This is a genomic window from Flectobacillus major DSM 103 (assembly GCF_000427405.1).
Lineage (GTDB): Bacteria > Bacteroidota > Bacteroidia > Cytophagales > Spirosomataceae > Flectobacillus > Flectobacillus major.
Genome location: NZ_KE386491.1, coordinates 3,634,131 through 3,659,592 on the forward strand (window position 1 = coordinate 3,634,131; position 25,462 = coordinate 3,659,592).

Annotated in this window: 22 protein-coding genes; 9 read left to right on the forward strand and 13 right to left on the reverse strand. The window is 38.2% G+C overall.

Features of this window, described 5'->3' with window-relative positions; genetic code table 11:
* Positions 1-121: 121 nt before the first annotated feature.
* Positions 122-856 carry a tetratricopeptide repeat protein gene (locus FLEMA_RS71265; protein WP_052354159.1) on the forward strand — a complete coding sequence of 245 codons (735 nt, stop codon included), beginning with the start codon at positions 122-124 and terminating at the stop codon, positions 854-856.
* A 160-nt stretch (positions 857-1,016) separates the two neighbouring features.
* The gene (gene glpK / locus FLEMA_RS71270; RefSeq protein WP_044172405.1) at positions 1,017-2,510 is read left to right on the forward strand and encodes a glycerol kinase GlpK; all 1,494 of its coding nucleotides are present in this window, start codon (positions 1,017-1,019) and stop codon (positions 2,508-2,510) included.
* 91 nt (positions 2,511-2,601) lie between these two features.
* On the opposite strand, the gene FLEMA_RS0134725 is transcribed toward glpK, so the two are convergent.
* The gene (locus FLEMA_RS0134725; RefSeq protein ID WP_026997879.1) at positions 2,602-5,019 is read right to left on the reverse strand and encodes a penicillin acylase family protein; all 2,418 of its coding nucleotides are present in this window, start codon (positions 5,017-5,019) and stop codon (positions 2,602-2,604) included.
* A 212-nt stretch (positions 5,020-5,231) separates the two neighbouring features.
* Here FLEMA_RS0134725 and FLEMA_RS71275 point away from each other — a divergent pair, with 212 nt between their 5' ends.
* Both FLEMA_RS71275 and FLEMA_RS71280 read left to right on the forward strand, forming a co-directional pair.
* Entirely contained in the window at positions 5,232-8,609 is a 3,378-nt protein-coding gene (locus tag FLEMA_RS71275) for a ThuA domain-containing protein (protein WP_052354160.1), read from the forward strand.
* A 93-nt stretch (positions 8,610-8,702) separates the two neighbouring features.
* Complete coding sequence (locus tag FLEMA_RS71280) at positions 8,703-9,548, forward strand: LytR/AlgR family response regulator transcription factor (RefSeq protein WP_044172408.1); 846 nt, start codon at positions 8,703-8,705, stop codon at positions 9,546-9,548.
* A gap of 57 nt (positions 9,549-9,605) precedes the next feature.
* On the opposite strand, the gene FLEMA_RS0134850 is transcribed toward FLEMA_RS71280, so the two are convergent.
* The 8 genes from FLEMA_RS0134850 to FLEMA_RS0134920 form a co-directional block, all read right to left on the reverse strand.
* Entirely contained in the window at positions 9,606-10,424 is an 819-nt protein-coding gene (locus tag FLEMA_RS0134850; protein ID WP_026997880.1) for a Rossmann-fold NAD(P)-binding domain-containing protein, read from the reverse strand.
* Positions 10,425-10,494: 70 nt separating this feature from the next.
* Positions 10,495-11,067: a nicotinate (nicotinamide) nucleotide adenylyltransferase gene (nadD, locus tag FLEMA_RS0134860; protein ID WP_026996514.1), complete on the reverse strand. Its 573-nt coding sequence runs from the start codon at positions 11,065-11,067 to the stop codon at positions 10,495-10,497.
* Positions 11,068-11,140: 73 nt separating this feature from the next.
* Positions 11,141-11,710, reverse strand: coding sequence for a guanylate kinase (gene gmk / locus FLEMA_RS0134870; RefSeq protein ID WP_044172411.1), 570 nt, complete (start codon positions 11,708-11,710; stop codon positions 11,141-11,143).
* Between the two features lie 338 nt (positions 11,711-12,048).
* Positions 12,049-12,258: a phosphohydrolase gene (locus FLEMA_RS0134885; protein ID WP_144080129.1), complete on the reverse strand. Its 210-nt coding sequence runs from the start codon at positions 12,256-12,258 to the stop codon at positions 12,049-12,051.
* A gap of 262 nt (positions 12,259-12,520) precedes the next feature.
* The gene (locus tag FLEMA_RS0134895) at positions 12,521-13,141 is read right to left on the reverse strand and encodes a sigma-70 family RNA polymerase sigma factor (RefSeq protein WP_026996515.1); all 621 of its coding nucleotides are present in this window, start codon (positions 13,139-13,141) and stop codon (positions 12,521-12,523) included.
* Positions 13,142-13,463: 322 nt separating this feature from the next.
* Positions 13,464-13,970 carry a hypothetical protein gene (locus FLEMA_RS0134905; RefSeq protein WP_026996516.1) on the reverse strand — a complete coding sequence of 169 codons (507 nt, stop codon included), beginning with the start codon at positions 13,968-13,970 and terminating at the stop codon, positions 13,464-13,466.
* 77 nt (positions 13,971-14,047) lie between these two features.
* On the reverse strand, positions 14,048-14,899 hold the full coding sequence (mreC, locus tag FLEMA_RS0134910) for a rod shape-determining protein MreC (RefSeq protein WP_026997883.1): 852 nt from the start codon (positions 14,897-14,899) through the stop codon (positions 14,048-14,050).
* Between the two features lie 127 nt (positions 14,900-15,026).
* Positions 15,027-16,052: a rod shape-determining protein gene (locus FLEMA_RS0134920; protein ID WP_026996517.1), complete on the reverse strand. Its 1,026-nt coding sequence runs from the start codon at positions 16,050-16,052 to the stop codon at positions 15,027-15,029.
* Between the two features lie 755 nt (positions 16,053-16,807).
* Between FLEMA_RS0134920 and FLEMA_RS71285 the strand changes: the two genes are divergently transcribed.
* Together FLEMA_RS71285 and FLEMA_RS71290 are read left to right on the forward strand one after the other, a co-directional pair.
* On the forward strand, positions 16,808-17,968 hold the full coding sequence (locus tag FLEMA_RS71285) for an acyl-CoA dehydrogenase (RefSeq protein ID WP_044172417.1): 1,161 nt from the start codon (positions 16,808-16,810) through the stop codon (positions 17,966-17,968).
* A 404-nt stretch (positions 17,969-18,372) separates the two neighbouring features.
* On the forward strand, positions 18,373-19,299 hold the full coding sequence (locus tag FLEMA_RS71290) for a helix-turn-helix domain-containing protein (RefSeq protein ID WP_044172424.1): 927 nt from the start codon (positions 18,373-18,375) through the stop codon (positions 19,297-19,299).
* A gap of 99 nt (positions 19,300-19,398) precedes the next feature.
* Here FLEMA_RS71290 and FLEMA_RS0135030 read toward each other — a convergent pair whose 3' ends face one another.
* Together FLEMA_RS0135030 and FLEMA_RS71295 are read right to left on the reverse strand one after the other, a co-directional pair.
* Positions 19,399-20,022 (reverse strand): hypothetical protein, encoded by a 624-nt coding sequence (locus FLEMA_RS0135030; RefSeq protein WP_044172427.1) that lies wholly within the window; start codon positions 20,020-20,022, stop codon positions 19,399-19,401.
* 87 nt (positions 20,023-20,109) lie between these two features.
* Complete coding sequence (locus FLEMA_RS71295; protein WP_044172430.1) at positions 20,110-20,352, reverse strand: hypothetical protein; 243 nt, start codon at positions 20,350-20,352, stop codon at positions 20,110-20,112.
* 354 nt (positions 20,353-20,706) lie between these two features.
* Between FLEMA_RS71295 and FLEMA_RS77285 the strand changes: the two genes are divergently transcribed.
* Complete coding sequence (locus FLEMA_RS77285; protein WP_262486519.1) at positions 20,707-20,835, forward strand: hypothetical protein; 129 nt, start codon at positions 20,707-20,709, stop codon at positions 20,833-20,835.
* The gene (prfA, locus tag FLEMA_RS0135055; protein ID WP_026997884.1) at positions 20,832-21,902 is read left to right on the forward strand and encodes a peptide chain release factor 1; all 1,071 of its coding nucleotides are present in this window, start codon (positions 20,832-20,834) and stop codon (positions 21,900-21,902) included. The genes FLEMA_RS77285 and prfA overlap by 4 nt, the downstream gene beginning before the upstream one ends.
* A gap of 102 nt (positions 21,903-22,004) precedes the next feature.
* On the opposite strand, the gene FLEMA_RS0135065 is transcribed toward prfA, so the two are convergent.
* Both FLEMA_RS0135065 and FLEMA_RS0135085 read right to left on the reverse strand, forming a co-directional pair.
* A complete protein-coding gene (locus tag FLEMA_RS0135065; protein ID WP_026997885.1) occupies positions 22,005-22,487 on the reverse strand; it encodes a GNAT family N-acetyltransferase in 483 nt (160 codons plus the stop codon).
* Between the two features lie 200 nt (positions 22,488-22,687).
* Positions 22,688-23,716, reverse strand: a complete 1,029-nt coding sequence (locus FLEMA_RS0135085) for a sensor histidine kinase (RefSeq protein ID WP_026997886.1) — start codon at positions 23,714-23,716, stop codon at positions 22,688-22,690.
* Between the two features lie 126 nt (positions 23,717-23,842).
* Here FLEMA_RS0135085 and purB point away from each other — a divergent pair, with 126 nt between their 5' ends.
* Positions 23,843-25,189, forward strand: a complete 1,347-nt coding sequence (gene purB, locus FLEMA_RS71300; protein ID WP_044172433.1) for an adenylosuccinate lyase — start codon at positions 23,843-23,845, stop codon at positions 25,187-25,189.
* Positions 25,190-25,462: the final 273 nt, after the last annotated feature.

Consider the following 25,462-nt stretch of genomic DNA (forward strand, 5'->3'; position numbering starts at 1 on the left):
TATTTTTTGTAAATTGGGGTAAAATCTCTTAAAAAAACTAACCCTTGTTTTTTATAAGGCATAAAAATAAAAGCGTTAAAAAAAACATTTTCAAGTTATTGGAGTGTGTTTACCACCACTTATGAGACAGTTATTATATTTCTTCATTATTACTTCGGGTTTTAGCACGATAGCCCAGACCGACGCTGTTCCACTAGCGAGTAATAGGCCACTTTCTAAAAAGGAAACGGCCCATCTCGATAGTCAGGATGTTCGATATCTCCCGTTATTTGGTAGTAAAAAAATATTACAGGAGCAACTCGTTAAAAACGCAGATTTTATCTCGCAGTGCGAAACAAACTTTACGACAAAAGCAGATGCTAGTAAATTTTTTGCTGAACGGGGTTGGGAATACCTTGGTGAGGGTCTTTTAGACACAGCTACTTATCGTTTTAATTTAGCGTATTTATTAGATACCGAAAATATGGATGTTTTTTGGGGTCTAGGTTCTATTAGTTACCAAAAAAATAACTTTGAACAATCAGCGGCTTTGCTCAGAAAAGGTTTACAATTGTCGCCCGACAATGTGGCTTTGATGGTAGATGTGGCTACGGTACAGATTGCTTGCTTTAAAGAAAAAAGAGATTGTAACGATATAGACGACGCATTGAGTTTGTTGGAAAAGTCTGTAAAAATGGATTCAACCAATGCCAATGCTTGGCTGAAATATTCTATTGCAGAGTTTCAGTTAGAGCATTTCGACAAAGCCTGGGAATACCTCCACAGATGCCGAGCCTTAGATCTGAGCTTTGTAGACTTAAATTTTGTACAAGAGCTAATCGCCAAAAAAGAAGACCCTATGGGAATGTTTAAGTAGGCTCACGGCCAAAACTCCCTAAAAAATATTCAGAAGTCTGTTCATTCAATTGGGCAGACTTTTTTGTTGGCTATTAATTCACCAAAGTATCATTGTGAGTATAGTTTAATATGATTATTTTGCGATATAATTTGAATATATCAATCAACTAAACCCAACTATGCAATACATCGGCTCGATTGACCAAGGTACAACAAGTACACGTTTTATTATTTTTGACAAACAGGGTAACATGGTTTCGGTAGGGCAAAAAGAACACGCCCAGATTTATCCACAAGCTGGCTGGGTAGAACACGATGCCGACGAAATCTGGCAAAATACCCAAGAGGTAATAGGCTTGGCACTTGGCAAAGCCAATCTTTCTTCGATTGATTTGGCGGCCGTTGGCATTACCAATCAACGAGAAACCACTGTTATCTGGAACAGGCATACAGGTGTACCTTATTATAATGCCTTGGTTTGGCAAGATACTCGTGTGGGAAATATGGTACTCGACCTTCAGAAAGAAGGGGGTGCCGACCGCTTCCGTGAAAAAACGGGTTTGCCATTGGCTACCTATTTTAGTGGCTTAAAAATAAAATGGCTTCTCGAAAATGTAGAGGGGGTTCGTGAGGATGCCGAAAAGGGAGATGCTATTTTTGGCAATATGGATACTTTTGTGATTTGGCATTTGACGGGTGGAGCAGACGGCGGTATTCATGTAACCGACGTAACCAACGCTAGCCGAACCCAACTGATGAACTTACACACCTTGACTTGGGACACCGAAATACTGGAGGTGCTTGATATTCCGATACAGATGTTACCGCAAATTCGCTCTAGTAGCGAAGTGTATGGCGAAGCCAGAGGTGTACTTACGGGTGTTCCTGTAGCTGGCGACCTAGGCGACCAGCAGGCAGCCTTAGTTGGTCAAACGTGTTTTGCCGCAGGCGAGGCCAAAAATACGTATGGTACAGGCTGTTTTATGTTATTGAATACAGGTACAAAACCTACACCTTCTTCGCATGGCTTGCTCACAACGGTTGCTTATCAGTTTGGCAACGAGCCTGTGCATTATGCCTTAGAGGGCTCTGTAGCTATTACGGGGGCGTTGGTTCAGTGGCTTCGTGATAACCTAGGATTGATTGAAAAAAGCTCGGATATAGAAACACTAGCCAATTCGGTAGAAGACAATGGTGGCTGTTATTTTGTACCTGCATTTTCGGGCCTATATGCTCCTTACTGGAAATCCGATGCCCGTGGTGTAATTGTTGGGCTAACCCGTTATGTCAACAAAGGACACATAGCCCGTTCGGCTTTAGAAGCAACGGCCTTCCAGACACTGGAGGTATTGGAGGCGATGGAAAAAGATGCCAATATAGAAATATCATCGCTACGGGTAGATGGTGGAATGGTCGTAAACGAAACCTTGATGCAGTTTCAGTCAGATATGGTAGATGTGCCAGTGGTTTGTCCTGCTATGATAGAAACTACAGCTCTTGGGGCTGCTTATGCAGCAGGTTTGGCTGTAGGCTATTGGAAAGACTTGGACGACCTCAAACAAAATTGGGGTATTGCCAATACTTGGCAACCAAATATTGCTCCAGAACAACGAGAAAAATTATACCATTTTTGGAAAAAAGCAGTTCAACGAAGCTTCGATTGGGAAGAATAAACCTACCATAACAGCAACACGACAGGCAATTCTATTACCTGTCGTGTTGAATGAATTATAGCTACCAGATACTTTCTACAAAATATCCTATTTATTCAGGTTTGAGCAGTTGTGTACCCGTTTTTACTTGTTCAACATCTGCTTTTCTATTCAATTCTCTTCTAAATGTACCTTTGACAAACATTTTTGCTTGGTCTTGATAATGCTTACTCATAAAATAACCCGATTGTCCAGTGGGGTTGACACTAATAGCTTCGTAAGGTTTTGAAAAATCCAATATCCGACGAAGAGCCGGCCCATAGCTAACTTTATATAACCCCGTAGAGTCCAATGGAAAATCAAGATTATTGATTACCTCTTTACCAGCATTGACAGGAAAAGGCCCTACATTAAAGATTTTGTTCATAGGTTTTTGCCGACCTACAGGATGCAAATGCTCAATAGTGTGTACTTTTTTCCATTGCCAATCGCTGATATTATTGCCAAATTGCTTCGACAGGTCTTGATAAGCCAACAATAAAGCACTTTTTAGAATACTCCTTCGGGTTTCGATGGCTTTGGTGTTTGTATTATCCCACCATTTTGATTGGTCATTTACGATAAAGTTGGGCAATGATCGCTTCAATGTTTGTGAATTCAGAAAAGCCTTAAAGCCCTCCTCTCCTAGCTCATCTTTGAAAGTGGCTTCATAAAAGCGATATAAAAACCGATAATAAATAGTAGGTTCGATAGCCTCCAAAGTATGTGAGCCATCCCAAGAAAGCAATTCTTTATGGCCGCTTTCATTAACAATATCGGCAATACTTTTCAGAACCCTAGGAGCAATTACATTTTTAGTATCAGTTATCATTTTTTGTACGTCGTGGGTTGTCCAATCATTTTTAGGTGTATCCAACAATTCTCGAATACGAGTAGCCCGGTCGGGGGCAACATAGTAGCCAGCCACCAAACCCGTACCCATATCTTCGGGCTGATTATTGGCCGAATATACAAATCCACTCGACGGATTTACGGCATGAGGGTTTTGTGAAAAATCTAGCCATCCTTCTATTTCATCTTTGCCACTAGCTCCGTCCAAAATGGTAAAAGGTCTTACATGAGCAGGTCGTTTGGGCAATTTGGCTGAAGCCCACCAAGCAATATTTCCTTTAATATCGCCATACATAATATTGAGGCCCGGGAAATGAATCATTGAAGCGGCCGCCGATGCGTCGGTAACATCTTTGGCATGAGCCAAATCATAAAACACTTTAAGTGATTGGTCGGGAAATTGTGTTAAAACCCACCATAAAGCAATTGGCGATTTTTCTTGGGCAAATTTTTTATCAAACTCATTAATCAAAACCCCATGACGAGAAGAGCGATACGTTACTGCTACGTCGGGTTTTCCTTTTACTTTGATGGTTTCTTTTCGCAAACTCAAATCCTCCCAGTGGTCTTTAAACCACACCTGATTAGTATTTTGAGGATTCACTTTTTCTCGATAAAAATCTACGTCATCATTCTCAAACATCGTAAGCCCCCAACCAGCATATTGGTTATGCCCCAAAACAGCCATAGGAATCCCTGCGATAAAGTTGCCATAAAAATTTTGATTAGGATATACCAAATTGGCTTCAAAAAATACTGATGGCTGCGAATAGGCAATATGGGTATCGTTGCTAAAAATCACCCCTTTACTTTTAGTTTTTTTACCTGAAATCACCCACGAATTTGACCCATGAAAAGTCGGAAATGGGGCATTCTTCTGTATTTCAAGCACTTTATTGCCCAATGCCATCAATACTTGTTCGGTAGACTGAACGGCCTTTTTTTCATAAGAAATAGTAGGGTTAGTCGTAACAATAGCTTTATTAACAGGAATTTTCTCGGCATTTTTGGCCCAGCCTGTCACTAAATCTTTGAGATACTCTTCGCCAAGGCTTTGCTGAACAAAAGTCAACAGAGGATCGGCACGAAAGGCATCGGCAAATGAAAAACCCATATACCCCTGAATAATATGGCAGTCGATATTGGTAAACGGGGTTTTGGGAATACCCAATAATTGGAACTCAACGGGGGTATCACCTTTTTCAATAAAGGCGTTAAGCCCCTTTATGTAGGCATTGGCAGCATTGATATAAGGAGCATTTTGGGGATATTCGCTCACGGTTTTTTCAGCATATTTTCTCAGAGCCAAGCTTCTAAAAAACTTATCACTTTCTAAAGTCATATCGCCAAAGACCTCAGACAAACGCCCGTCAGCAAGCCGACGGAGGGCTTCCATCTGAAACAAACGCTCCTGAGCGTGTACATAACCAAGAGCAAAATAGGCATCCTCTTCAGAATCGGCATAAATATGAGGAATACCATAATTGTCCCAAACCACCTCTACTTGACCTTTTAGGCCTGCAAGCACCTGTTCGGCATTATGATTGGCAACCTTTGATTTTAGCCAAATAAATACCCCAAGACCCAGTAATGTTATGATAATTAATAAGCCTAATAAAATTCTTTTTACAATTCGCATAGTTAAGAGTTGGTTGATAAGGTACGGATTAGATTATCATCAAATTTAATCTTTTCCCTGTAATATCAGATAGCATATTTTCGACAAAAATTTATCTTTATCCTATTAATTGTATTTATATTTACCCTTTATTAAAGAACAGTATAGAACAGTTTTCTTTTAGAGCAAATTATTATTCAAACTATTTCACTATCTAATTATCTCCCGTTTATATGAAAAAAACATTTGGGACATTTATGGCAGTATTTTGTCTGGCTATGACAAGTATTTTTGCACAGATGTCAAACCCTTTACAAGGGAAAAAAGTATTGGTTTTTTCTAAAACCGCTGGCTTTCGTCATAGCTCTATTCCTTTTGGCTTGAAGGCTATTCAGGATTTAGGGCAGAAATATCATTTTCAGGTAGACTCAACCGAAAATTCGACCAAATTCACTGAAGCAAACCTTAAACAGTATGCTGTTGTTGTTTTTATGAGTACAACAGGCGATGTCCTAAACCCTACACAACAAATTGCTTTTGAACGCTATATCCAAGCAGGTGGTGGCTATATGGGTGTACACGCTGCTTCCGATACTGAGTACGACTGGCCTTGGTATGGCAAATTGGTAGGTGGGTATTTTAATGGACACCCAGGCAAGAATGTATCGAACGTACAAATGGGTAAATTTATCACCAAAGATAAAAACCATATTTCTACCAACTTTATGCCTGATACTTTTGAGCGTAAAGACGAGTTTTATAGCTTTAAGGATTTCAACAACGATGTAAAAGTATTGTTGACCGTTGACGAAAACTCTTATAAGGAAGGTACTATGGGCGATTTTCACCCAATGTCATGGTATCATGAATACGACGGTGGACGTGCTTTTTATACCAACTGGGGGCACACTCACGAAACCTTTTCCGATGAGCTTCCACTGAATCATATTTGGGGCGGTTTGCAGTGGGCAGGCTCAGGGCCAGCACTCGACTATTCAAAAGCAAAAAGTGAATACGCCCCTGAAGACAACCGTTTTACAAAAGTAGTTTTGGACAAAAATCTGGACGAACCTACCGAATTGGCCGTATTAGACAACGGTAAAGTACTATTTACAGAAAGGAAAGGCTTATTGAAAGTATACAACCCTACTACTAACAAAACTAAAGTGGTAGGTGATTTGCAAGTTTATAAGAAGTTTGAGTATGGTTTGATGGGTATCAATATCGACCCAAAATTCAATACCAACAAATGGATTTATTTGTTTTATAGCCCTTCTTACGAAGTGGCAGGTGCCGATACCGCCAACCGCCTTTCTCGCTTTGTATACGACGACGTAAAGGATACTTTGGTGTATAGCTCAGAAAAAGTATTGATTCGTGTACCTGTAAAACGTACGGATTGCTGTCATACGGGTGGTTCTATCGAATGGGATAGCAAAGGTAATTTATTCCTTTCTACTGGCGACGACACCAACCCTTTTGCTTCTGATGGATTTGCTCCTATCGACAACCGCAAAGGTCGTCAAGGATGGGACGCTCGTGCTACTTCATCAAATACCAACGACCTAAGAGGAAAAATCCTTAGAATTAAACCTACCGACGACGGAAGTTATACGATTCCAGAAGGCAACTTGTTTCCTGTAGGAACAGAAAAAGCTCGTCCCGAAATTTATGTAATGGGTAACCGTAACCCTTATCGTATTTCGGTTGACAAACGCACAGGTTATTTGTATTGGGGAGAAGTAGGCCCAGATGCAGGTGAAAATTCGGAAAAATATGGCCCACGTGGACACGACGAGGTTAACCAAGCCCGTCAAGCAGGTTATTTTGGATGGCCTTTGTTTGTCGCTAACAACCGTCCTTACAGACAACGTAATTTTGAAGATAATTCGGTACAAGACCTATTTGACCCAGCACATCCTGTCAACAACTCGCCTCACAATACAGGTTTGACCAATTTGCCTCCTGCACAAAAAGCATTTATTTATTATCCTTATGCCGAATCGCCCGAATTTGGGCCAATTGTAGGTAAAGGTGGCCGTAATGCTATGGGTGGCCCTGTTTTCTATTATGATGATTACAAAAATTCTAACGTAAAATTTCCGAAATATTTTGACGGAAAATTCTTTGCGTACGATTGGGCTCGTGATTACATCAATATTGTAACTATGAAACCAAATGGCGATTTTGTATCGATGGAAAGATTCCTGCCAAATACTACTTTTAGCCACCCTATGGATATGCAGTTTGCCAAAGATGGCTCTTTGTATCTACTAGAATATGGCCAAAACTGGTTTGCTCAAAACCAAGATGCTCGCCTTTCTCGTATCGAATTCAATGCTGGCAACCGCAAACCATTTGTGGCTGTAAAAGCCGACAAAATAGCAGGTGCTGTACCATTGAAAGTAAACTTCTCGTCGGCGGGAACAAAAGATTATGATGGCGATTCATTCAAATACGAATGGACATTTGCCAAAGGTGCCGCCAAAAGCACTTTGGCTAACCCTAGCTTTACTTTTACAAAAGCTGGTATTTATAACGTTACGCTGAAGGTAAAAGATATTGCGGGTAATGTATCGGAAGCTTCTGTAGAAATTAAAGTAGGAAACGATATTCCGAAAGTAGCTTTAAATATCAAAGGCAATAAGTCTTTCTTCTGGAACGACGAGAAAATTGCTTATGAAGTAAAAGTAAACGACAAAGAAGATGGCTCGTTGGACAACAAAAAAATCAAAGAAGAAGACGTACATGTCAATATCGACTATTTGGAGGGCTTTGACAAAACTGTAATAGCACAAGGTCATCAACAAAACATGAGTGTTTTGGCGGGCAAGCGTTTAATCGAATTATCAGACTGTAAGGCTTGCCACTCTGTCGATAAAAAATCTATTGGCCCTGCATACAAAGAAGTAGCAAAAAAATACAAAGGCGTAGGCCGTATCGAAAGCAAACTTTCTGACAAAATCATCAAAGGTGGTGGCGGTGTTTGGGGCGAGCAAGCGATGGCTGCTCACCCACAAGTAAGTAAAGCCGATGCTACCGAAATGGTAAAATATATTTTGTCGCTGGCCGATGAAAGCAAAGCCAGCAAACCTGTAAAAGGCGAATACCTTACCAAAGATACAGGCAAAGCAGGTACATATATTTTCTCGGCAAGCTACACCGACCGTGGTGCTGGCAATATTGGCTCTCAGAATGGTACAAAAACACTATCATTGAGAAGTGCCAAGTTTAAGGCTCATACCTACGATTCGCAAAAAGAAACCATGAAAGTAAAAATAGATGGTATCGGCGAAATCGTAGCAGCCCTAGCCGACAAAGGTTATATTGCTTTTGAAAATATTGATTTTACAGGTATTTCAGGATTTGACTTAGCAGCATTTGCCTCAGACGAGCGTACTGTTGGAGGAAAAGTTGAATTACACTTAGACTCTCCTACTGGCCCAGCAATCAGTTCGGCCGATGTTGTAAAAGGCAGTACCAATCCCATAACACTATCAACACAAGGCATTACAGGTACACATCAGTTATACTTTGTATTTGTAAATCCAGAAGCAAAAGGCAAAGCTTTATTTGCCGTTTCAGATATTACAGCTATTAAAAGCAAATAGCGATTAATGTTTTGAAAAGTAAAAAAACCTCTCCAGATTGTTTAAATTTGGAGAGGTTTTCTTTTTAATCCATATTTTCAGACCTTTTTCGGTATGTTCAATATTCTTTCTCAGCCTTACCCTCATGCACAATCAGCCCGCAAAAATATTACCTTGGCCATTGGTACTGGTCTATTTGTAGCCCTTTTTCTCACCTACTTTCAGCCATTTGGTTCTAACAACTGGCAAGACCCCAATAAGCTTTGGTTGCTGAGTGGCTTTGGGTTAGTTACTACCACACTCATGTTACTCAACTCATTCCTTGTTCCCAAAGCTCTGCCCAATGCTTTTGTTGAGCAATCATGGACAATGCTCAAGGAAATCACATTTGTTGCTTATCATATTCTCAGCATAGCCATTGGTAATGTACTTTATGCTCAGCTAACGGGCCTGATGGATCCCCAAATCAGAGGGGCATTTTCAATGATTATTTATACATTTACACTAGGTATTATTCCTACCATTGTAATAATCTTAATCAACTACATTTATCATCTCAAGCTATATGCTATAGAAAAGCACAATATTCCTAGCAATACCATAAAGCTATCAGACCACAATTTATTAATCACACTTACCTCCGAAAACGAAAAAGACCATATTTCTTTTTTAGAACAAGACCTATGCTATATCGAATCAAGCGATAATTATTGTACCGTTTATTTTTTGAAAGAAAATAAGCTTTATAAAGAAATTTTAAGAAGTAGCTTGAGTAGACTAGAGAGTATTTTACCACAAAATACCAACTATGTACGTTGTCATCGTTCGTTTGTTGTGAATTTAGGAAAAATAGAAGCAGTATCGGGCAATGCCCAAGGCTATAAGTTTCATCTCTATAACCAAAGCCTTACCGTACCAGTATCCCGCAAATATGCTTCCATTGTAGAGCCGTTTAAGTAATAGAGACAAGGCACAAAGAACCGAATTTGGTAGTACTTTGTGCCCATAACAACCAGCCTAAACAACAGGCTTGGTATAAGTATAATCTAAAGGATTGGCATATTTAAACTGATAGCCAGTTTTGTCAATCAGTTTTTGGACATCTACAATTTTGAAAGGAACTGGTGCCATTGGCTCGGTGAATGTCGGCTTGTCGTATCCCAAATCTTCACAATTCTTCAAATAAATATCTTTTCGAATAGGGTGAATCGGTGAAACAGCATTGAAGGTTTCGTTCCAGAAGCCATGTTCTATGATCCAAGCAACAACTCCTACGGCATCATCTTGATGAATATAATTGACAGGTACATCGGCTGTACTAATGGTTCTGCCAGCAAAGTATTTGGCAGGTATACGCTCGCTACCCATCAGCCCACCGTATCGCAAAATAGTTAAACCTTGGGCTGTTAATTCTTTTTTCAGAATAAGCTCAGTTTTTACCATCGTATTTTGCTCGATAGTCGAGCTTTCTTCGGTTACAGTGTCGTTGTCGTCGAGGTAAACCGACGTTGACGATATATATATAACAGCTTTTAAGGGCGATTGCTTAATGACTGGGATAATATGCTCTATCTGTTCAACATGGTGGTTGACACCCAACTTTCCTGCTTTTGGCGGAATAGCGATTACCAATACGTCGGCATCACAAAAGTTGGCTAAAAGCTGAGCATCGGCACTTGGACTAAGCTGAATAACAGCAGGTATAATACCTGCCTCTAGCAAACGTTGCGTTTTGGCTTCGGAAGTTACCGACCCTTTTACCTCAAAACCTTTTGTTAGTAAAAATTGCCCCAAAGGGAATCCCAACCAGCCACAGCCTAAAATACTTACTTTCATATTTTTGTTTATTATAGTCTACAATACAATATCGTTATTCAGGAGCAGTGTATTTACTTTTCATAAACGACTACTGATAAAACTTTTTCCTAATAATATATTCCTCTACAGCCTCGGGTACCATGTATTTAATAGAATGTTCATTTTTCAGACATTCCCGAATAAAGGTAGCCGAAATATCTAACGAAGGGGCATTCACTAATTTTACATTGGGATGATTCACTAAATCAGTTGGGGCAGAATGAGGTCTTGGATATACATAAAGGCCAAAATATTCAAGGATTTTATCTGCATTTTTCCAATTAGGAAACTGAGCCAGATTATCGCCTCCGATAATCAATTTAAAGGAATGTTGTGGGTATTTTTCTTGCAAACGAATCAGCGTATCGATTGTATAAGAAGGTTTTGGCATCGAAAATTCAATATCTGAAGCCCTAAAAAGGTTATTATCGAGAATAGCCTTTTCTACCATATCGAGCCTATCAAATTCATGCAGAAGCGATTTATTCTTTTTAAAGGGATTTTGAGGCGAAACCACAAACCAGATTTGTTCTAAATCGGTGGTGGTAGCCATTACATTTGCCACTATCAAATGCCCTGTATGGATAGGATTAAACGAGCCAAAGAATAAGCCAATATTCATGCGAAGAAATGCGGGATTAGGAGTAAAAGTATTTGAGCGACTCTTATCACCCAAATACTTTTCAGAGAAGAAACTATTTGGTAAAATCGTCAAACAACTTTTGAGCTTTGGCAACGGCCTCGTCCAAATTGTCGTTTAATAGTACTATATCAAATTGGTCTTGAAAAGACATTTCAAAATTCATTTTAAAAACTCTTTTCGAGATAGAATCCTCCGAATCGGTACCTCGCTCACGAAGTCTTTTTTCCAACTCCTCTACACTTGGTACTTTTACAAAAATCGAAAGGGCTCTATCCTGATAATATTCTTTGAGTTTTACACCGCCTCTTACATCTACATCAAAAATCACGTGTTTGCCTTCAGCCCATAGCCTTTCTATTTCGGCTTTCAAAGTACCATAATAAGCCCCAGGGTACACCTCTTCCCACTCTACAAATTCGTGATTAACAATTTTTTTCTTGAATTCATCGGGTGTCATAAAATAGTAATCCTTACCATTTTCTTCGTTGCGACCACGTTTGTCACGTGTACACGCCGATATAGAAAAGCCAAGATTGGTATTATTGGCTAAGAGATGTTTTACAATAGTAGTTTTTCCCGACCCAGAAGGGGCTGAGAAAATAATAAGTTTTCCGTTTTCCAATTTCGAGAACAATTCAATGAGTGAAAGAAAGCCAACAAGCCTAAATAACCTAGGCCTGCGATACAAAATTAGTAGTGTACGAATGATTGAAATTTTCGGAGGTAGGATATTCGATTTATGAAACTTACACCTTCTTTATTCAATTCAATATTAATCATATCCCGAAACTTCATATCCGATATAACATCTAAACTTTTGTACACTTCTTATACAAAATAGCCGATAGCCATTTGTAAAAGCCTTCTGTAAGGCTACAAAATTAAAAGGTTATTAAGTTATATCCGTAAAAGTACGATAAAACTTAATAACCTAATGGGGTAATGTATTGTTAAAGAGACCTATACAATGCCACTTATTTTCTTTTTGATACAATCAATTAATGCAGTAGGTACACATTTTTTCTCTAGCCTCAGCTTCATAGCATCCTTAATACACGTCTCCAATTCATAACCTTTCTCACATGGCAAGCACTTATCCATGTTTTGTTTGAATTGGGCAATTTGTTCGTCTGTAGCTTGGCCGTCAACAATAAGTTGAACTAGCTTCATACATTCACTTTGATGCTCGCAATGAGTCTTTTTTTGTTGGGGAACACCCTGCACCTTCTCAGCCTCGGAAATCATGTCTTTATAGAATTAAGCAGTTAACTTGGTTATTTTCTCTTGAATTTGAATCTATTTTGTCAAAAAATTACCTAACAAATCACATAGCGTGATATAAATCAAGTAGTTAATGAACAGAGTGATTTTGAAAAAAATTCCTGAATTGTAAAAAAGTTTTAATTGTTGACAAATGTCATACTTTTTAGGGCTAATTTTCTGCCAAACTGTCAGCATTAACATCGTACCCTAAGGTTTTTGCATAGCTTTTCAACTTTTCTTTCAAAAGCATTCTAGCCCTGTGTAACCTTGAACGAACCGTACCAATCGGAATATCTAAAATCTTAGCCATTTCCTCGTAGGTAAATCCTTCAATATCACAAAGAATAATAACCGTTCTAAAATCAACGGGAAGGGCGTTTAAGGCATTGGCAATTTCGTCGCCAATTAAGTCTTGAACGGTTTCGGCACGTAAATCTACGGTTTGGGTAGTTTCGGCATCTTCTTCCGAGTTGTAGGTAGTTTCTACATCTTGATAGTCGACTTTTGAGGGTTCTTTTGATTTTTTTCTAAAATCATTAATAAAACTATTCTTCAGGATTCTGAACAACCATGCTTTGGCATTAGTTCCTTCCTCGAAAGAATTAATAAAACGGAATGCTTTGAGATAGGTATCTTGCACAAGGTCATTTGCATCGTCTTCATCGTTGGTCAGACGGAAAGCGAAGTTGTACATAGAATCTATATGAGGCATAAACTCCTTCTCGAAAACTCTGTGTTTTTCGGCATCCGTGTAGGTTTGGAGTGTTTGGATTTCTTCTGGCTCTGACATAGCTGATGATGATGAGTCTCTTTTAAAAATAAAACATTATCAATCTGATTTGCAAAGAATCTGTTTGTTTACAACACTATCCTTTTCGTAAAATCCTTTGAATCCAAATTCAATAACGCTGGAAAACTAATGTGTACAAACAATTTGCCAAGAATGATTTTTGTCAGTATCCTGACAAAAAGGCATGATACTAGGAACTTTCTATTGAAGATAGGTGTCAACACTTATTTACTACCAATAAAACAAACTATGCTTTGGGCTAGAATAACCAAAATAACAAGTATGGTGAAGTACAATATACTGAATTTCAGGCTAAAAGTAACTATTCCTTTCGGAAAAACTGCACAATGACAATCACAAAGTTAGTAAAAATCATACTAGCGGCCACTTTCAACAAAACATGAAAAAACAGTCCCCAATCCGACGCTTCTAGCATAAATAATACTAAATGATGAATGAATGTTAGTACCCCCAAATAAGACAAAAACCAAGTAAATCCCATAGAACGTAGGGTTAAGACTTGTCTTTCATCGTAGCCCCGCTGAGGGGTCAGTAATGTAATAACAGATGGCCTTAAATAGGCTACCAAAGTAGCAGCAGCGGCATTTGCCCCAATCGTATTATAAAAAATATCGACAAATACACCTGCCAAAAAACCTAATACGACCAATTGTAAACGGCTGGTTTCAAAGGGAAGTAAAAGTATGGCTGCAATATATACAAAACAAAAGGCATAGTCAAATAGCACAAGCTGACGAACAAAAAACACTTGTAAAAGTAGATAAAATACAAATGTTAAAATCTGTGGAATAATATTTCGAGGAGTCATTGATTTGAGTCGTGATTTTCAGTTAAGATACAGCCTATGAATACCTTCAAAAGTGGGTATTACACCGAGTATCAGACTTATTTTTTCTTGGTTGTAGGGGCCATAGGAACGTCCTCTAATTGTTTCAACTCCTTTTCAAGCTTATTCTTAATCACGTATACATACGACAACGAGTTGAAATTGGTTGCAACCTTCACCTGAATATCATGAAAAGTCATATCTTTTTTTACACCAACATTGGCCACATATCCAATCGTAATATCGGGTGGAAATACATAGTTATAATCAGACGTAACAATTGTGTCTTTTACCTGAACCGACTTGTAACGCGACACATCGGTCATTTCTACAAAATCAGGGTTCTTGCCGTCCCATTTTACCGAGCCTATTTCATTATTTCTTCGTACTTTGGCCGACATCGTGTACTCCGAGTGCAAAACCGATATTACCCTAGAAAGGTGTTCGCTACACGATTTGATTTTGCCAACAACCCCTGTCGATGAAATCACCCCCATACCCGGAGCCAGGCCATCGGCTGTACCTTTATCAATAGTAATATAGTTATTGAACTGGTTGGTACTCAAATCCAATACTTTGGCCACAATAGGATGAAAACGAGATGCCACAGCCGAATCAGCTTTGTAGTTGATCTTGGGCTGCACCAACTGTTGTGCTTGCATTCTTAAAACCGCTTCTCTCAATCGGGTATTTTCATTGGCCAAATCTCTATTGACATCCTGTAGGTTGGAATATGCCTTTATGGCATTTGAAGTTTTGAGAGCCTGTGCTGCATAATAATTAGTTGTATTAAAAAATACAGCATTAGGATAGTTATTATAAGAATAAAAAAACCACAAACTCAGTACTTCCAATAATACGAACACAATGAAAGCTCGTTGCTTTGAAATGAACTGGAATAGTCTATACATTTTGTACGAGTTGGATGTAAGTTCAAAACTTTGTGAAAACGAGAATGACAATGTTTTCTCAAAAAAAAAGTGAATGAAAGAATGACTTAATGCAAGCTCTCATTCACTTTAATCCGATTCAGTATTTCTATGAAATAAGAATTGGTTTATAATGATCAAGATGCTTCAAGACCTCGCCTGTGCCTCTTACTACAGCTCTTAACGGGTCGTCGGCAATATGGATAGGAAGTTTTGTCTTATTGGCAATACGTTTATCCAAGCCATGTAACAACGCTCCTCCACCTGTCAAGTGAATACCATTATGATAAATATCGGCCGAAAGTTCTGGTGGCGACACTTCCAAGGCTTTCATTACAGCTTCTTCTATTTTAGAAATAGATTTATCCAATGAATAAGCGATTTCAGAATATGTCACTTTTATTTCTTTCGGTATACCCGTCATCAAGTCACGGCCACGAATTTCGTAATCTGCTGGTGGGTTGTCTAATTCTGGCAAAGCCGACCCAACCTCAATTTTGATTAATTCGGCCGAACGCTCACCAATCAACAAATTATGTTCACGACGCATATAATCTACAATATCACGCGTGAATACATCGCCCGCAATACGTACCGAAGCCTCACAAACAATACCCGACAAAGCAATTACTGCAATTTCGGTAGTACCACCACCAATATCTACAATCATTGAGCCATTGGGCTGTTCAATGTCGATACCAATACCAATAGCCGCAGCAATTGGCTCGTGTACCATGTATACCTCTTTGGCACCTGCGTGTTCGCATGAATCTTTTACGGCACGTTTCTCAACCTCTGTAATACCCGATGGAATACATACCACCATACGATGCGAAGGTGTGAAAAAACGACTGCCAGTATCAATCATTTTAATCATACCACGAATCATCAATTCGGCAGCCGTAAAGTCGGCAATAACACCATCTTTTAAAGGACGAATTGTTTTTATATTTTCATTGGTTTTTTCGTGCATCTGCATCGCTTTATTGCCAATCGCCAATACTTTATTGGTAACTTTATCTAAAGCAATAATAGATGGTTCATCTACCACAATTTTATCTTTATGAATGATAAGGGTATTTGCTGTACCCAAATCAATAGCAATGTCGGAAGTCAGGAAACTAAATAATCCCATTTGATTAGTTCTTATTGGCTTGTTTTTTTTAAATCTAAATTTTGTACTAAACAACAAATGTTATTAGCTGGTCACATTCTATGTACTCCCAAACTGAGTACATTTCTTTAATCAAACTAGTGGTTTAAATCGGTATATTACCATAAATTAAAAGGTCAGTAATTGTACAAAATAAAAACAAATGAGCTATCCATTCAACTGATTATCAAACGCTTAATTACTCACTTAATCACTAATTTATTCAATTACTTAATAGGCTCATTGTCAGAACAAAATCTATCTATAAGTGTATCAAGGGCTTAGTGGGTGTGCTCTATTGTGTGTGTCAATGAATACATAAAACGAAAAATCTTCAGAAATATCGTATATGCACCTCTAAATACTATTGATAAACTATCTCTAACATAAGCATTTTCTGCAAGTTATCGAAAACTTTACACTATCCCAAACGCTAGTCTATTACGATATTCTTGTAAAAGTGCAAAATTAGATAGAAAGTTGGAGATTTTACCCTTATCGCTCGAAAATTTATGACTTAAATATTTTTCCCAAAAAAATAGTATGCAAGCATACTATTTTATATATTTGAAATGTTATAATTAAGCTTTTGTAATTTATATACGACATAGCTTTGGTAACGGCTATTGTTCAGATAATCAAGTAACAACAAGATTCACAGCAACAAAAGTTAGTAAGTATCAACGTCGATTAAATTAGTAATTATTACATATCATCAATTAGACTTATAATAGACTATGACTACGACATTTGAAGGATTAAGCTTTCAGCTTTCAGAAGAGCATTTGGCTGTTCAACAAGCCACCCGTGATTTTGCCCAGACAGAATTGTGGGCAGGAGTTATAGAGCGTGATGAAAAAGAGTTTTTCCCCGACGAACTTGTACAAAAAATGGCCAATATGGGACTCATGGGTATGATGGTTTCGCCCCAATATGGTGGGGGTGGTATGGACACCGTTTCGTATGTTCTTGCCATGGAAGAACTCTCAAAAGTAGATGCTTCGGCTTCGGTGATGGTTTCGGTCAACAACTCATTGGTTTGTTATGGGCTAGAAGCTTTTGGCACAGAGGAGCAAAAACAAAAATACCTTACTCGCTTAGCTACTGGCCAAACCATCGGGGCATTTGCCCTTTCTGAACCAGAAGCAGGTTCGGATGCCACCTCGCAGCATACTACAGCCATAGATATGGGCGATTATTATTTATTAAATGGTACAAAAAACTGGATTACTAATGGCGGCCGAGCAGGCATATATTTGGTAATTGCCCAAACGCATCCCGAAAAAGGCCATAAAGGTATCAATTGCCTCATTGTAGAAAAAGGCATGGAGGGTTTTCAGGTTGGTAAAAAAGAAAATAAATTAGGAATCAGAGGCTCAGACACGCACTCGCTGATGTTTACCGATGTAAAAGTACCTAAAGAAAATCGTATTGGACCCGACGGCTTTGGTTTTAAGTTTGCCATGTCGACACTTAACGGTGGGCGTATTGGTATTGCCTCGCAGGCTCTTGGTATTGCCTCTGGTGCTTACGAATTATCGTTGAAGTATGCCAAAGAACGCAAAACTTTTGGAAAGCCGATTGCCGAGCATCAAGCCATACAATTCAAACTAGCCGATATGGCTACCCAAATAGAAGCCGCACGGCTCTTGTGTTTTAAGGCAGCACTCGACAAAGACAATCACCACGACTATGTCAAATCGGCGGCTATGGCCAAGTTATTTGCTTCGCAAGTAGCCATGGACACCGCCATCGAAGCCGTACAAATACACGGAGGATACGGCTACGTCAAAGAGTTTCATGTAGAACGAATGATGCGAGATGCCAAAATCACCCAGATTTATGAAGGAACATCCGAAATTCAGAAAATTGTTATTGCTCGTGAAATTTTACGATAGTCCTTTGGGGCCAATCCCCCCCAAAAGGACTATTTATTGCTTACTATATTGCTGGATATTACTACAAAAAATTGTAGCGAAAAGGTGAGCGATTCATAACTTATATTGGTTGTGAATCGCTCACCTTTTTATTTTTTCGTTAATACTACAAAACCAAATTTTGTGCTATATCCTTGGAAAAACACAAAAACTATGAAATATTCAAATAATATTTTCCGTTATAACCCCTACAACAAAAGGCAATTCTTAGGATATTACAATAATATATTCGTCTAAATCGAATGATTAGATAAAAAAATACTAATACTTTTTTTATTTATATTTTGGAATTTTAATGCGATTTATTAGTTTTGTCCTAAATTTATCTATCATTGTTTTCAATTTATCGAAAATAAGCCGCAGAAATGGAAGATTATAACAAAATAATAGAGTCACTTGGTGTTAAGTTCATCAAATCTCGTAACATTAGAATATTACAACCAATCAGAATCAAGAATTTCTATGATGTAGAAAACACACTCTTGATTTTGTACAACGGTGAGGTATCATTTGGCGAAGAAGCCACCCATGCAGAAGTTGGAGATATGCTATTTATCCCAGGAGGAAAGATGCTTTCTCTTACTTATGGTAATGCCGATAAGCCCAAAATTGTTACCAACGAAGAGTTCATGACACATCGTGAATTGTACTTTGAGCCAAATATGGATTCATCTCGTATTGGTCAAGTAGAAAACTCTTTTGGTTTGGTAGCTTTTGAAGCAAAGGTATTTGATTCGGTAAACTTCTTTACTTCGTTAGATATTCCTCCTTTTTTGATTAAAAGAGACGATAAACTAGCTCACATGCTCAACGAAATCCTTCGTGAAGATATGAGCGATGTACTTGGAAAAGGGCGTGTTATCAAAATCAAAACGGAAGAAATTGTTATCGAAATTATTCGTTACATTATCAAAAACCGTTTGTTTGTTGAACAACTTGCCACCAACAGTACTTATTTCAAAGACCCACGCTTAATCGACATCTTTGCGTATATCAAAGACAATATCGGTGGTGATTTATCCAATAAGGTATTGGCAAACGTTGCTAACGTATCAGAAGACTATGTTGGACAATATTTCAAAATGTTGACTGGTATCAACCCACAAGACTATATCGAGTATCAACGTATGGAAGCTGCTGTAGGTTTGTTACGTACTTCCAAAAAGTCTATCCGTGCTATCGGTGCTGAGGTTGGTTACAAAGATACCGCTTATTTCTGTCGTCGTTTCAAAATGATGTTTGGTATTCCTGCTGGAAAAATGCGTCGTCGTGAATCATTGATGAACCTATAACATAAGTTTTGTCGGCTTATAAGGATATACGATTTCACTTTCAAAATTGATATAGAAGCCTCTGGATTTATTCAGAGGCTTTTTTGCTAGATAGCTCATTCAAGGATTAATTTTATCATTAAGCTTACTTAATTGCTTAATATCTACCAAACGAATCACATCTTTCTTTGAAAATTTCAAAAGCCATAAGCCCAATAAATCTCCTTTTTGGCGATACACAATGCTATCAAGTTTAGTTTTGGCTGTCAATTCCTGTAATTGTGCTTGCGAAAGCCCCTTCAGTTGGTTTTCTAATACAATCGGAGCGGTATAATAATAATATTCTTGGTCGTCGCTTTTTTGGATATTATCAATTTGTGGCAGATGGTTCTCGGCATTATATTGATAGGCATCCAATATTTCATTAACCTTTGGACCCAAACTAGAACTTTGTAACTTTATGGGGCTTCCTACCCAAATACTAATCCGATACGTTTTCTGCAACGAGTCTAAAAGTGCTTGATTTTGCACATTTTTCACCAAATTTGTATTTAGCGTTTGGGTGATTTTTTTACCCCAGTCATCTACCTGAGCCGTAATTTGGGCACTATTGATGCGTTTTACCTGTCTTTCTTTCAGCTCCTTTACAGCAGCCGTTGTGTCTATTCTTTTACTAAAATCACAACTTAACAAAAGGCTGTTGCTCAATAGCACACAGACCCATATTTTTGAGATATTCTTCATAACAAAACTTTTTTGGCAAAGATACAAGCTTAACAACTGAATTGACACAAAAAAACCGAATCGTGTTGATTCGGTTCTATGAATATTCTACCATCGGCCTCGGCCACGATGTTTGTACGAATAACGTGGCTGGTGGCCATACCTTGGTGGTATAACTACTACGGTACGGGGTGGTGGTACTACGTATCGATAACTCGGACGGCCATAGTAAGGTCGGCGATAACCATAATCATAACCTCTTACATGCGTTACACACGACGAAAGCATCATTGATATTCCCATCAACAATACCATTATAAAACCTAGTTTTTTGATTTGAAGCTTTTCCATAGCAATAATATTTATTGTTTAAAACAATTACTGTGGTTTTATGAAGTATCGAGGCTTCATATTTTTTGTTTTTAGAATACCTTATTATCACAATAGTTTAATCTATTCCTAAAATAAACTATTGAAAATAAAAGAGATAGCTTTTACAAAACGGATAATATTGGATTATAGTCTGTAAAAGTAATAAATACCGTAGCCGCCCAAAGGTAGATTCTGAAAAGTAAGTGTAGAACCAAGAAAAAGTATTTTTACGATACTTGAGCTTTGATTGAAGCCCCAAGCTTGATAAACACACTCCTTCTTTGTGCAGGTATCTAACTATTAGACAATAACATATCAACTTACCCCTATTTTATGGCAAAGAATTTTGTATCTTTGCACCCTGAAATTGGAAAATATGGATTTAGTAATACCGAATTTGAAAACATTTCAAACCTAGGGCATGCTAGTTACCAACCAACATCTAACATCCACGACAAATGATAGAACAATTAGAAGCCATCCGTGAGCGTTTCGAAGAAGTTGCCCAACAAATTACGCAACCCGAAATCGTTTCGGATATGAAGAAATTCAAGACGATTAGTAAAGAATATAAAGACCTCGAAAAAATCGTAAATCAGTACAAAGAATACCAAAACGTATTATCTAATATTGATTCGGCTAAAGAGGTTATTGCCACCGAAAAAGATGAAGATTTTCGTGACATGGCCAAGGCTGAGTTAGACGAGCTTTTGCCTAAAAAAGAAGAAATCGAACAGCTTTTGAAAGAAATGCTTATTCCTAAAGACCCTAACGATTCAAAGAACATTATCCTTGAAATCAGGGCTGGTACAGGTGGCGACGAAGCTGGTATTTTTGCAGGCGACTTGTTTAGAATGTATCAGCGTTTTTGTACGCTACAAGGTTGGCAGTTTCAGGTAATGGACTTTACAGAAGCGTCGTCGGGAGGCTACAAAGAAATCGTGGCAAGTGTACAAGGTGAGGATGTTTATGGTAAAATGAAATTTGAATCGGGTGTACACCGTGTACAGCGTGTACCTGCTACCGAATCGCAAGGACGTATTCATACTTCTGCGGCAACTGTAGCGGTATTGCCCGAAGCTGATGAGGTAGATGTTGTCATCAATATGAACGATATTCGTAAAGATACGTTCTGTTCGTCGGGTGCGGGTGGCCAGTCAGTAAACACTACTTATTCGGCAGTAAGGGTAACGCACCTTCCTACGGGCTTGGTAGTACAATGCCAAGATGAACGTTCTCAAATCAAAAACTTTGAGAAAGCCATGACCGTATTACGTTCGAGAATCTACGAAATGGAATTAGAGAAACAACAGTCGGCTATTGCTGGTAACCGCCGTTCGATGATTGGCTCGGGCGATCGTTCTGACAAAATCCGTACTTACAACTATCCACAAGGCCGAGTAACCGACCACCGTATTGGTTATACAGTTTATAACCTTCCTGTAGTAATGGATGGCGAAATTGGTGATTTTATCGAAAACCTTCGTATTGCTGAAAATGCTGAAAGATTGAAAGAAGGTAATGTATAAATAGAAGTGCTAAATGCAGCCTCACTTCTTATATTACTATCAATACCCATGATGTACAAAAGAGAATTCTTTTGTACATCATGGGTTGTATTGGCCAAATAGCTATATTTTCCTTTCAAAAAAATGTGTATCCACTGCCATAATAGGAAAAGATGCTGGTAGGTCTTGTTTGGCAATCAAGCTAAAACCATTGCGTTCATAAAACCGAATAGCAGCTTGAAGGCGTTCTAGTGTGCCAAGATATATAGCATTGATACCACCCTCTTGAGCCGACGATAGCAACAAATCAAACAGTTTTTGAGCTATTCCAAATTCCTTGCCTCGGTACTCTTTTTTAACAAACATTTTACGGATTGCACCTATTTCGCCATCGCAATCTATCAGTGCAATAGTACCAACTACCTTATCTTCATGTTTGGCTACCCAAAAATTCCCTCTTCCTTGCTGATAAAAAGTAGGAATATTCAATAAATCCTGTTGCTCGTTGATAGTAATTGGCACTTGAAATTCTTTTTGCTGAATTGTCAAAATTAAATCTACAATCTGCTCAGTATCTTGATTTTCAAAAGATTGAATTTGTATCATATCTCCATTATTTTAGTTAACAGTCACCATAGGTAAACACTTACGTAAGTGATTACGCAAATATTTATTTTATTTATGAATTATCAAATAGCATAACCTTATTTTTTAATAAAACCCTTGAAATTTATTATTCTGCCTAAAAAACATGATAAAAAAAGGTGTAAACATGGTTGTGTTTACACCTTTAATATTATTTGAGTTTATTCTTTCGAGAGTTTAAAAGAGAAGGTAGTACCTCTGTCGGGCTTAGAAGCTACTGCAATTTTGGTTTTATGAGCATTTAAAATATGTTTAACAATAGCCAATCCCAAGCCTGATGAGCCATCCGAACGGCTACGAGCTTTATCTACTCGGTAAAATCTTTCAAAAATTCTACTCAAATGCTCTGGTGCAATACCTGGCCCATTATCTTTTACCGAAATTTTCCAATCTTTTCTGTCTTCTTCAAATACCACTACCACTTTACCTTTTTCATGCCCATATTTAATGGCATTTTCGACAAGGTTAGTAATTACCTGCCCTATTCGTTGGGAATCGGCACGTACCCACACCCGCTCTTCGGGCGATTTGATTTGTAGGGTAACCTCTTTGGTCAAAGCCTTGCTTTCGAGTTGCTCAAATACCTCTCGGGTAATCTGTTTAATATCAATTTTTTCACGGTTCATTCTAATATCACCCGTTTCCATTTGCGAAAGTGTCAGCAAATCTTTCACCAAAATATCGAGGCCATCCAAGCTTTTAGCAGCCTTTGTCAAAAACTTTTCCCGCACTCGTTCATCGTCCATAGCACCATCCAACAACGTATGGACAAACCCTTGAGCGGCAAAAATAGGCGTTTTGAGTTCGTGCGAAACATTGGCCAAAAACTCTCTGCGGTATTTCTCAAGTCGTTTTAGTTCATTAACTTCCTGCTCTTTTTTAGAAACATAAACAAATAGCTCGTCGTTGAGCTTTTTGAGCGGATTGGCATTTTTATAGAGTTTTTTGCGAGAAACGCCAAAATCCTTCATTTTGAGGCGATTAATCGTATCATACATCTTGTTGATTTCTTGAAAAACCAGATAATCGAGGGTAAAGTAAATCAATAACCCACCAATAATAAAAGACGCTACAAAACAGATAAAAAGGATATTGAGGTTGGCTTCGGGTAAAAAAGACAAAAAAGCCGTGGTCAGAATGGCAATAACAACGGCCAATAAAGAGGCTAATAACTTTGGATTTAATAACATATTCTCAATTTTAAGGATTGAATCTTCAAAGTTTGAGTTTTTTTTCCAAACTCTTTGTGTTTGTTGTGTTAAATCTAAAGAAGTGCAAGCAAAAACTTTGTACCTTTGCACTTTGAAAGCATAATTATGGAACTAAATCAATTAACTGCCATTTCTCCCGTTGATGGGCGATATCGTAAGCAAGTCGAAAGCCTTGCTCCTTATTTTTCAGAGTTTGGACTTATCAAGTACCGTGTCCGCATTGAAATTGAATATTTTATTGCACTTTGCCAAATTCCATTGCCACAACTTGAAGGTGTAAACGCCAATCTTTTCTCATCATTGAGAGACATCTATCTGAACTTTACAGAAGAAGATGCTCTTTGGATTAAAGAAACTGAAAAAGTTACGAATCACGATGTTAAGGCAGTTGAATACTTTATTAAGCACAAACTTGCTAATTTTGGTATTGAGCAATATTTGGAGTTTATCCACTTTGGCTTAACCTCCCAAGACGTTAACAATACCGCTATTCCACTTTCGTTGAAAGAAGCAATGGAAGATGTATTAGTACCCAAATTGCAGGAAGCCATAGCCAAAATTAAATCTTTGGCCAAAGAATGGAAAGACGTTGCTTTATTGGCACATACACACGGCCAACCAGCCTCTCCTACTCGTTTAGGCAAAGAGCTTTTGGTTTTTGCCGAACGCCTCGACCGCCAGATGGACTTGTTAGCTACGATTCCTTATTCAGCAAAATTTGGTGGAGCTACAGGTAACTTTAATGCACATCATGTTGCTTATCCCGAAACTAGCTGGGTAGATTTTGGCAACAACTTTGTACAATCGCTTGGCCTTTCAAGAAGTAAATACACTACCCAAATTGAACATTACGATAATTTGGCGGCATTGATGGATAACCTAAAACGTTTGAATAATATCATTTTAGATTTAGACCGTGATATTTGGACTTACGTTTCTATGGGATATTTCAAACAAAAAATCAAAGCTGGCGAAGTAGGTTCTTCGGCTATGCCTCATAAAGTAAATCCTATCGACTTTGAAAACTCGGAAGGAAACGTTGGTATCGCCAATGCCCTTTATGAATTTTTGGCAGCCAAACTTCCTGTTTCTCGTTTACAAAGAGACTTGACCGACTCTACTGTGCTTCGCAACCTTGGTGTACCAATTGGGCATCAGTTAATTGCATTAACGGCATTGTTGAGAGGCTTAAATAAACTAGAACTCAACCAAGATGCTATCAATACCCATTTAGAAGACAACTGGGCAGTAGTAGCAGAGGCCATTCAAACTATTTTACGCCGTGAAGGTTATCCACAACCTTACGAAGCCCTAAAAGCTTTGACTCGTAAAAATGAAAAAATCACCGACAAAACTATCGCCAATTTTATCGATGCCCTCGAAATTAGCGATAAGGTAAAATATGAATTAAAAAGAATTACCCCATTTAATTATTTAGGAATATTGGAGTAAGCTACAGCCTATATATTACTGGCTTGGGGCAATATTCAAATATTTTATGCAAACTTTTTTTGAAAACCGAATTTTCCGTTTATGTTTGCAGTCAAATAAAAAATACCCAATTCAAATAACAATGACTCATACATTCAAAAATACAGCATGGTGGTGGCAACTGACGAATCTCGGTTGAGCAGTACTATTTTGTATTTTCGATAAGACTATATATGTTCGAAAAGGCTTACTGTTCAACCAGTAAGCCTTTTTTGTTATCTATTGGTTTAAAAA

Excerpts from the sequence above, each read along its gene's own strand:
- FLEMA_RS71295 (WP_044172430.1), bottom strand. The coding sequence starts at position 20,352 with ATGGAAAAGCTTCAAATCAAAAAACTAGGTTTTATAATGGTATTGTTG.
- FLEMA_RS71275 (WP_052354160.1), top strand. The coding sequence starts at position 5,232 with ATGAAAAAAACATTTGGGACATTTATGGCAGTATTTTGTCTGGCTATG.
- FLEMA_RS0134895 (WP_026996515.1), bottom strand. The coding sequence starts at position 13,141 with ATGTCAGAGCCAGAAGAAATCCAAACACTCCAAACCTACACGGATGCC.
- mreC (WP_026997883.1), bottom strand. The coding sequence starts at position 14,899 with ATGTATAGACTATTCCAGTTCATTTCAAAGCAACGAGCTTTCATTGTG.
- FLEMA_RS0134885 (WP_144080129.1), bottom strand. The coding sequence starts at position 12,258 with ATGAAGCTAGTTCAACTTATTGTTGACGGCCAAGCTACAGACGAACAA.
- FLEMA_RS71280 (WP_044172408.1), top strand. The coding sequence starts at position 8,703 with ATGTTCAATATTCTTTCTCAGCCTTACCCTCATGCACAATCAGCCCGC.
- nadD (WP_026996514.1), bottom strand. The coding sequence starts at position 11,067 with ATGAATATTGGCTTATTCTTTGGCTCGTTTAATCCTATCCATACAGGG.
- FLEMA_RS77285 (WP_262486519.1), top strand. The coding sequence starts at position 20,707 with ATGGCAAAGAATTTTGTATCTTTGCACCCTGAAATTGGAAAATATGGA.
- FLEMA_RS71265 (WP_052354159.1), top strand. The coding sequence starts at position 122 with ATGAGACAGTTATTATATTTCTTCATTATTACTTCGGGTTTTAGCACG.
- FLEMA_RS71285 (WP_044172417.1), top strand. The coding sequence starts at position 16,808 with ATGACTACGACATTTGAAGGATTAAGCTTTCAGCTTTCAGAAGAGCAT.
- FLEMA_RS71290 (WP_044172424.1), top strand. The coding sequence starts at position 18,373 with ATGGAAGATTATAACAAAATAATAGAGTCACTTGGTGTTAAGTTCATC.
- FLEMA_RS0135085 (WP_026997886.1), bottom strand. The coding sequence starts at position 23,716 with ATGTTATTAAATCCAAAGTTATTAGCCTCTTTATTGGCCGTTGTTATT.
- FLEMA_RS0134905 (WP_026996516.1), bottom strand. The coding sequence starts at position 13,970 with ATGACTCCTCGAAATATTATTCCACAGATTTTAACATTTGTATTTTAT.
- purB (WP_044172433.1), top strand. The coding sequence starts at position 23,843 with ATGGAACTAAATCAATTAACTGCCATTTCTCCCGTTGATGGGCGATAT.
- FLEMA_RS0134725 (WP_026997879.1), bottom strand. The coding sequence starts at position 5,019 with ATGCGAATTGTAAAAAGAATTTTATTAGGCTTATTAATTATCATAACA.
- prfA (WP_026997884.1), top strand. The coding sequence starts at position 20,832 with ATGATAGAACAATTAGAAGCCATCCGTGAGCGTTTCGAAGAAGTTGCC.
- FLEMA_RS0135065 (WP_026997885.1), bottom strand. The coding sequence starts at position 22,487 with ATGATACAAATTCAATCTTTTGAAAATCAAGATACTGAGCAGATTGTA.
- FLEMA_RS0134920 (WP_026996517.1), bottom strand. The coding sequence starts at position 16,052 with ATGGGATTATTTAGTTTCCTGACTTCCGACATTGCTATTGATTTGGGT.
- FLEMA_RS0135030 (WP_044172427.1), bottom strand. The coding sequence starts at position 20,022 with ATGAAGAATATCTCAAAAATATGGGTCTGTGTGCTATTGAGCAACAGC.
- FLEMA_RS0134850 (WP_026997880.1), bottom strand. The coding sequence starts at position 10,424 with ATGAAAGTAAGTATTTTAGGCTGTGGCTGGTTGGGATTCCCTTTGGGG.
- glpK (WP_044172405.1), top strand. The coding sequence starts at position 1,017 with ATGCAATACATCGGCTCGATTGACCAAGGTACAACAAGTACACGTTTT.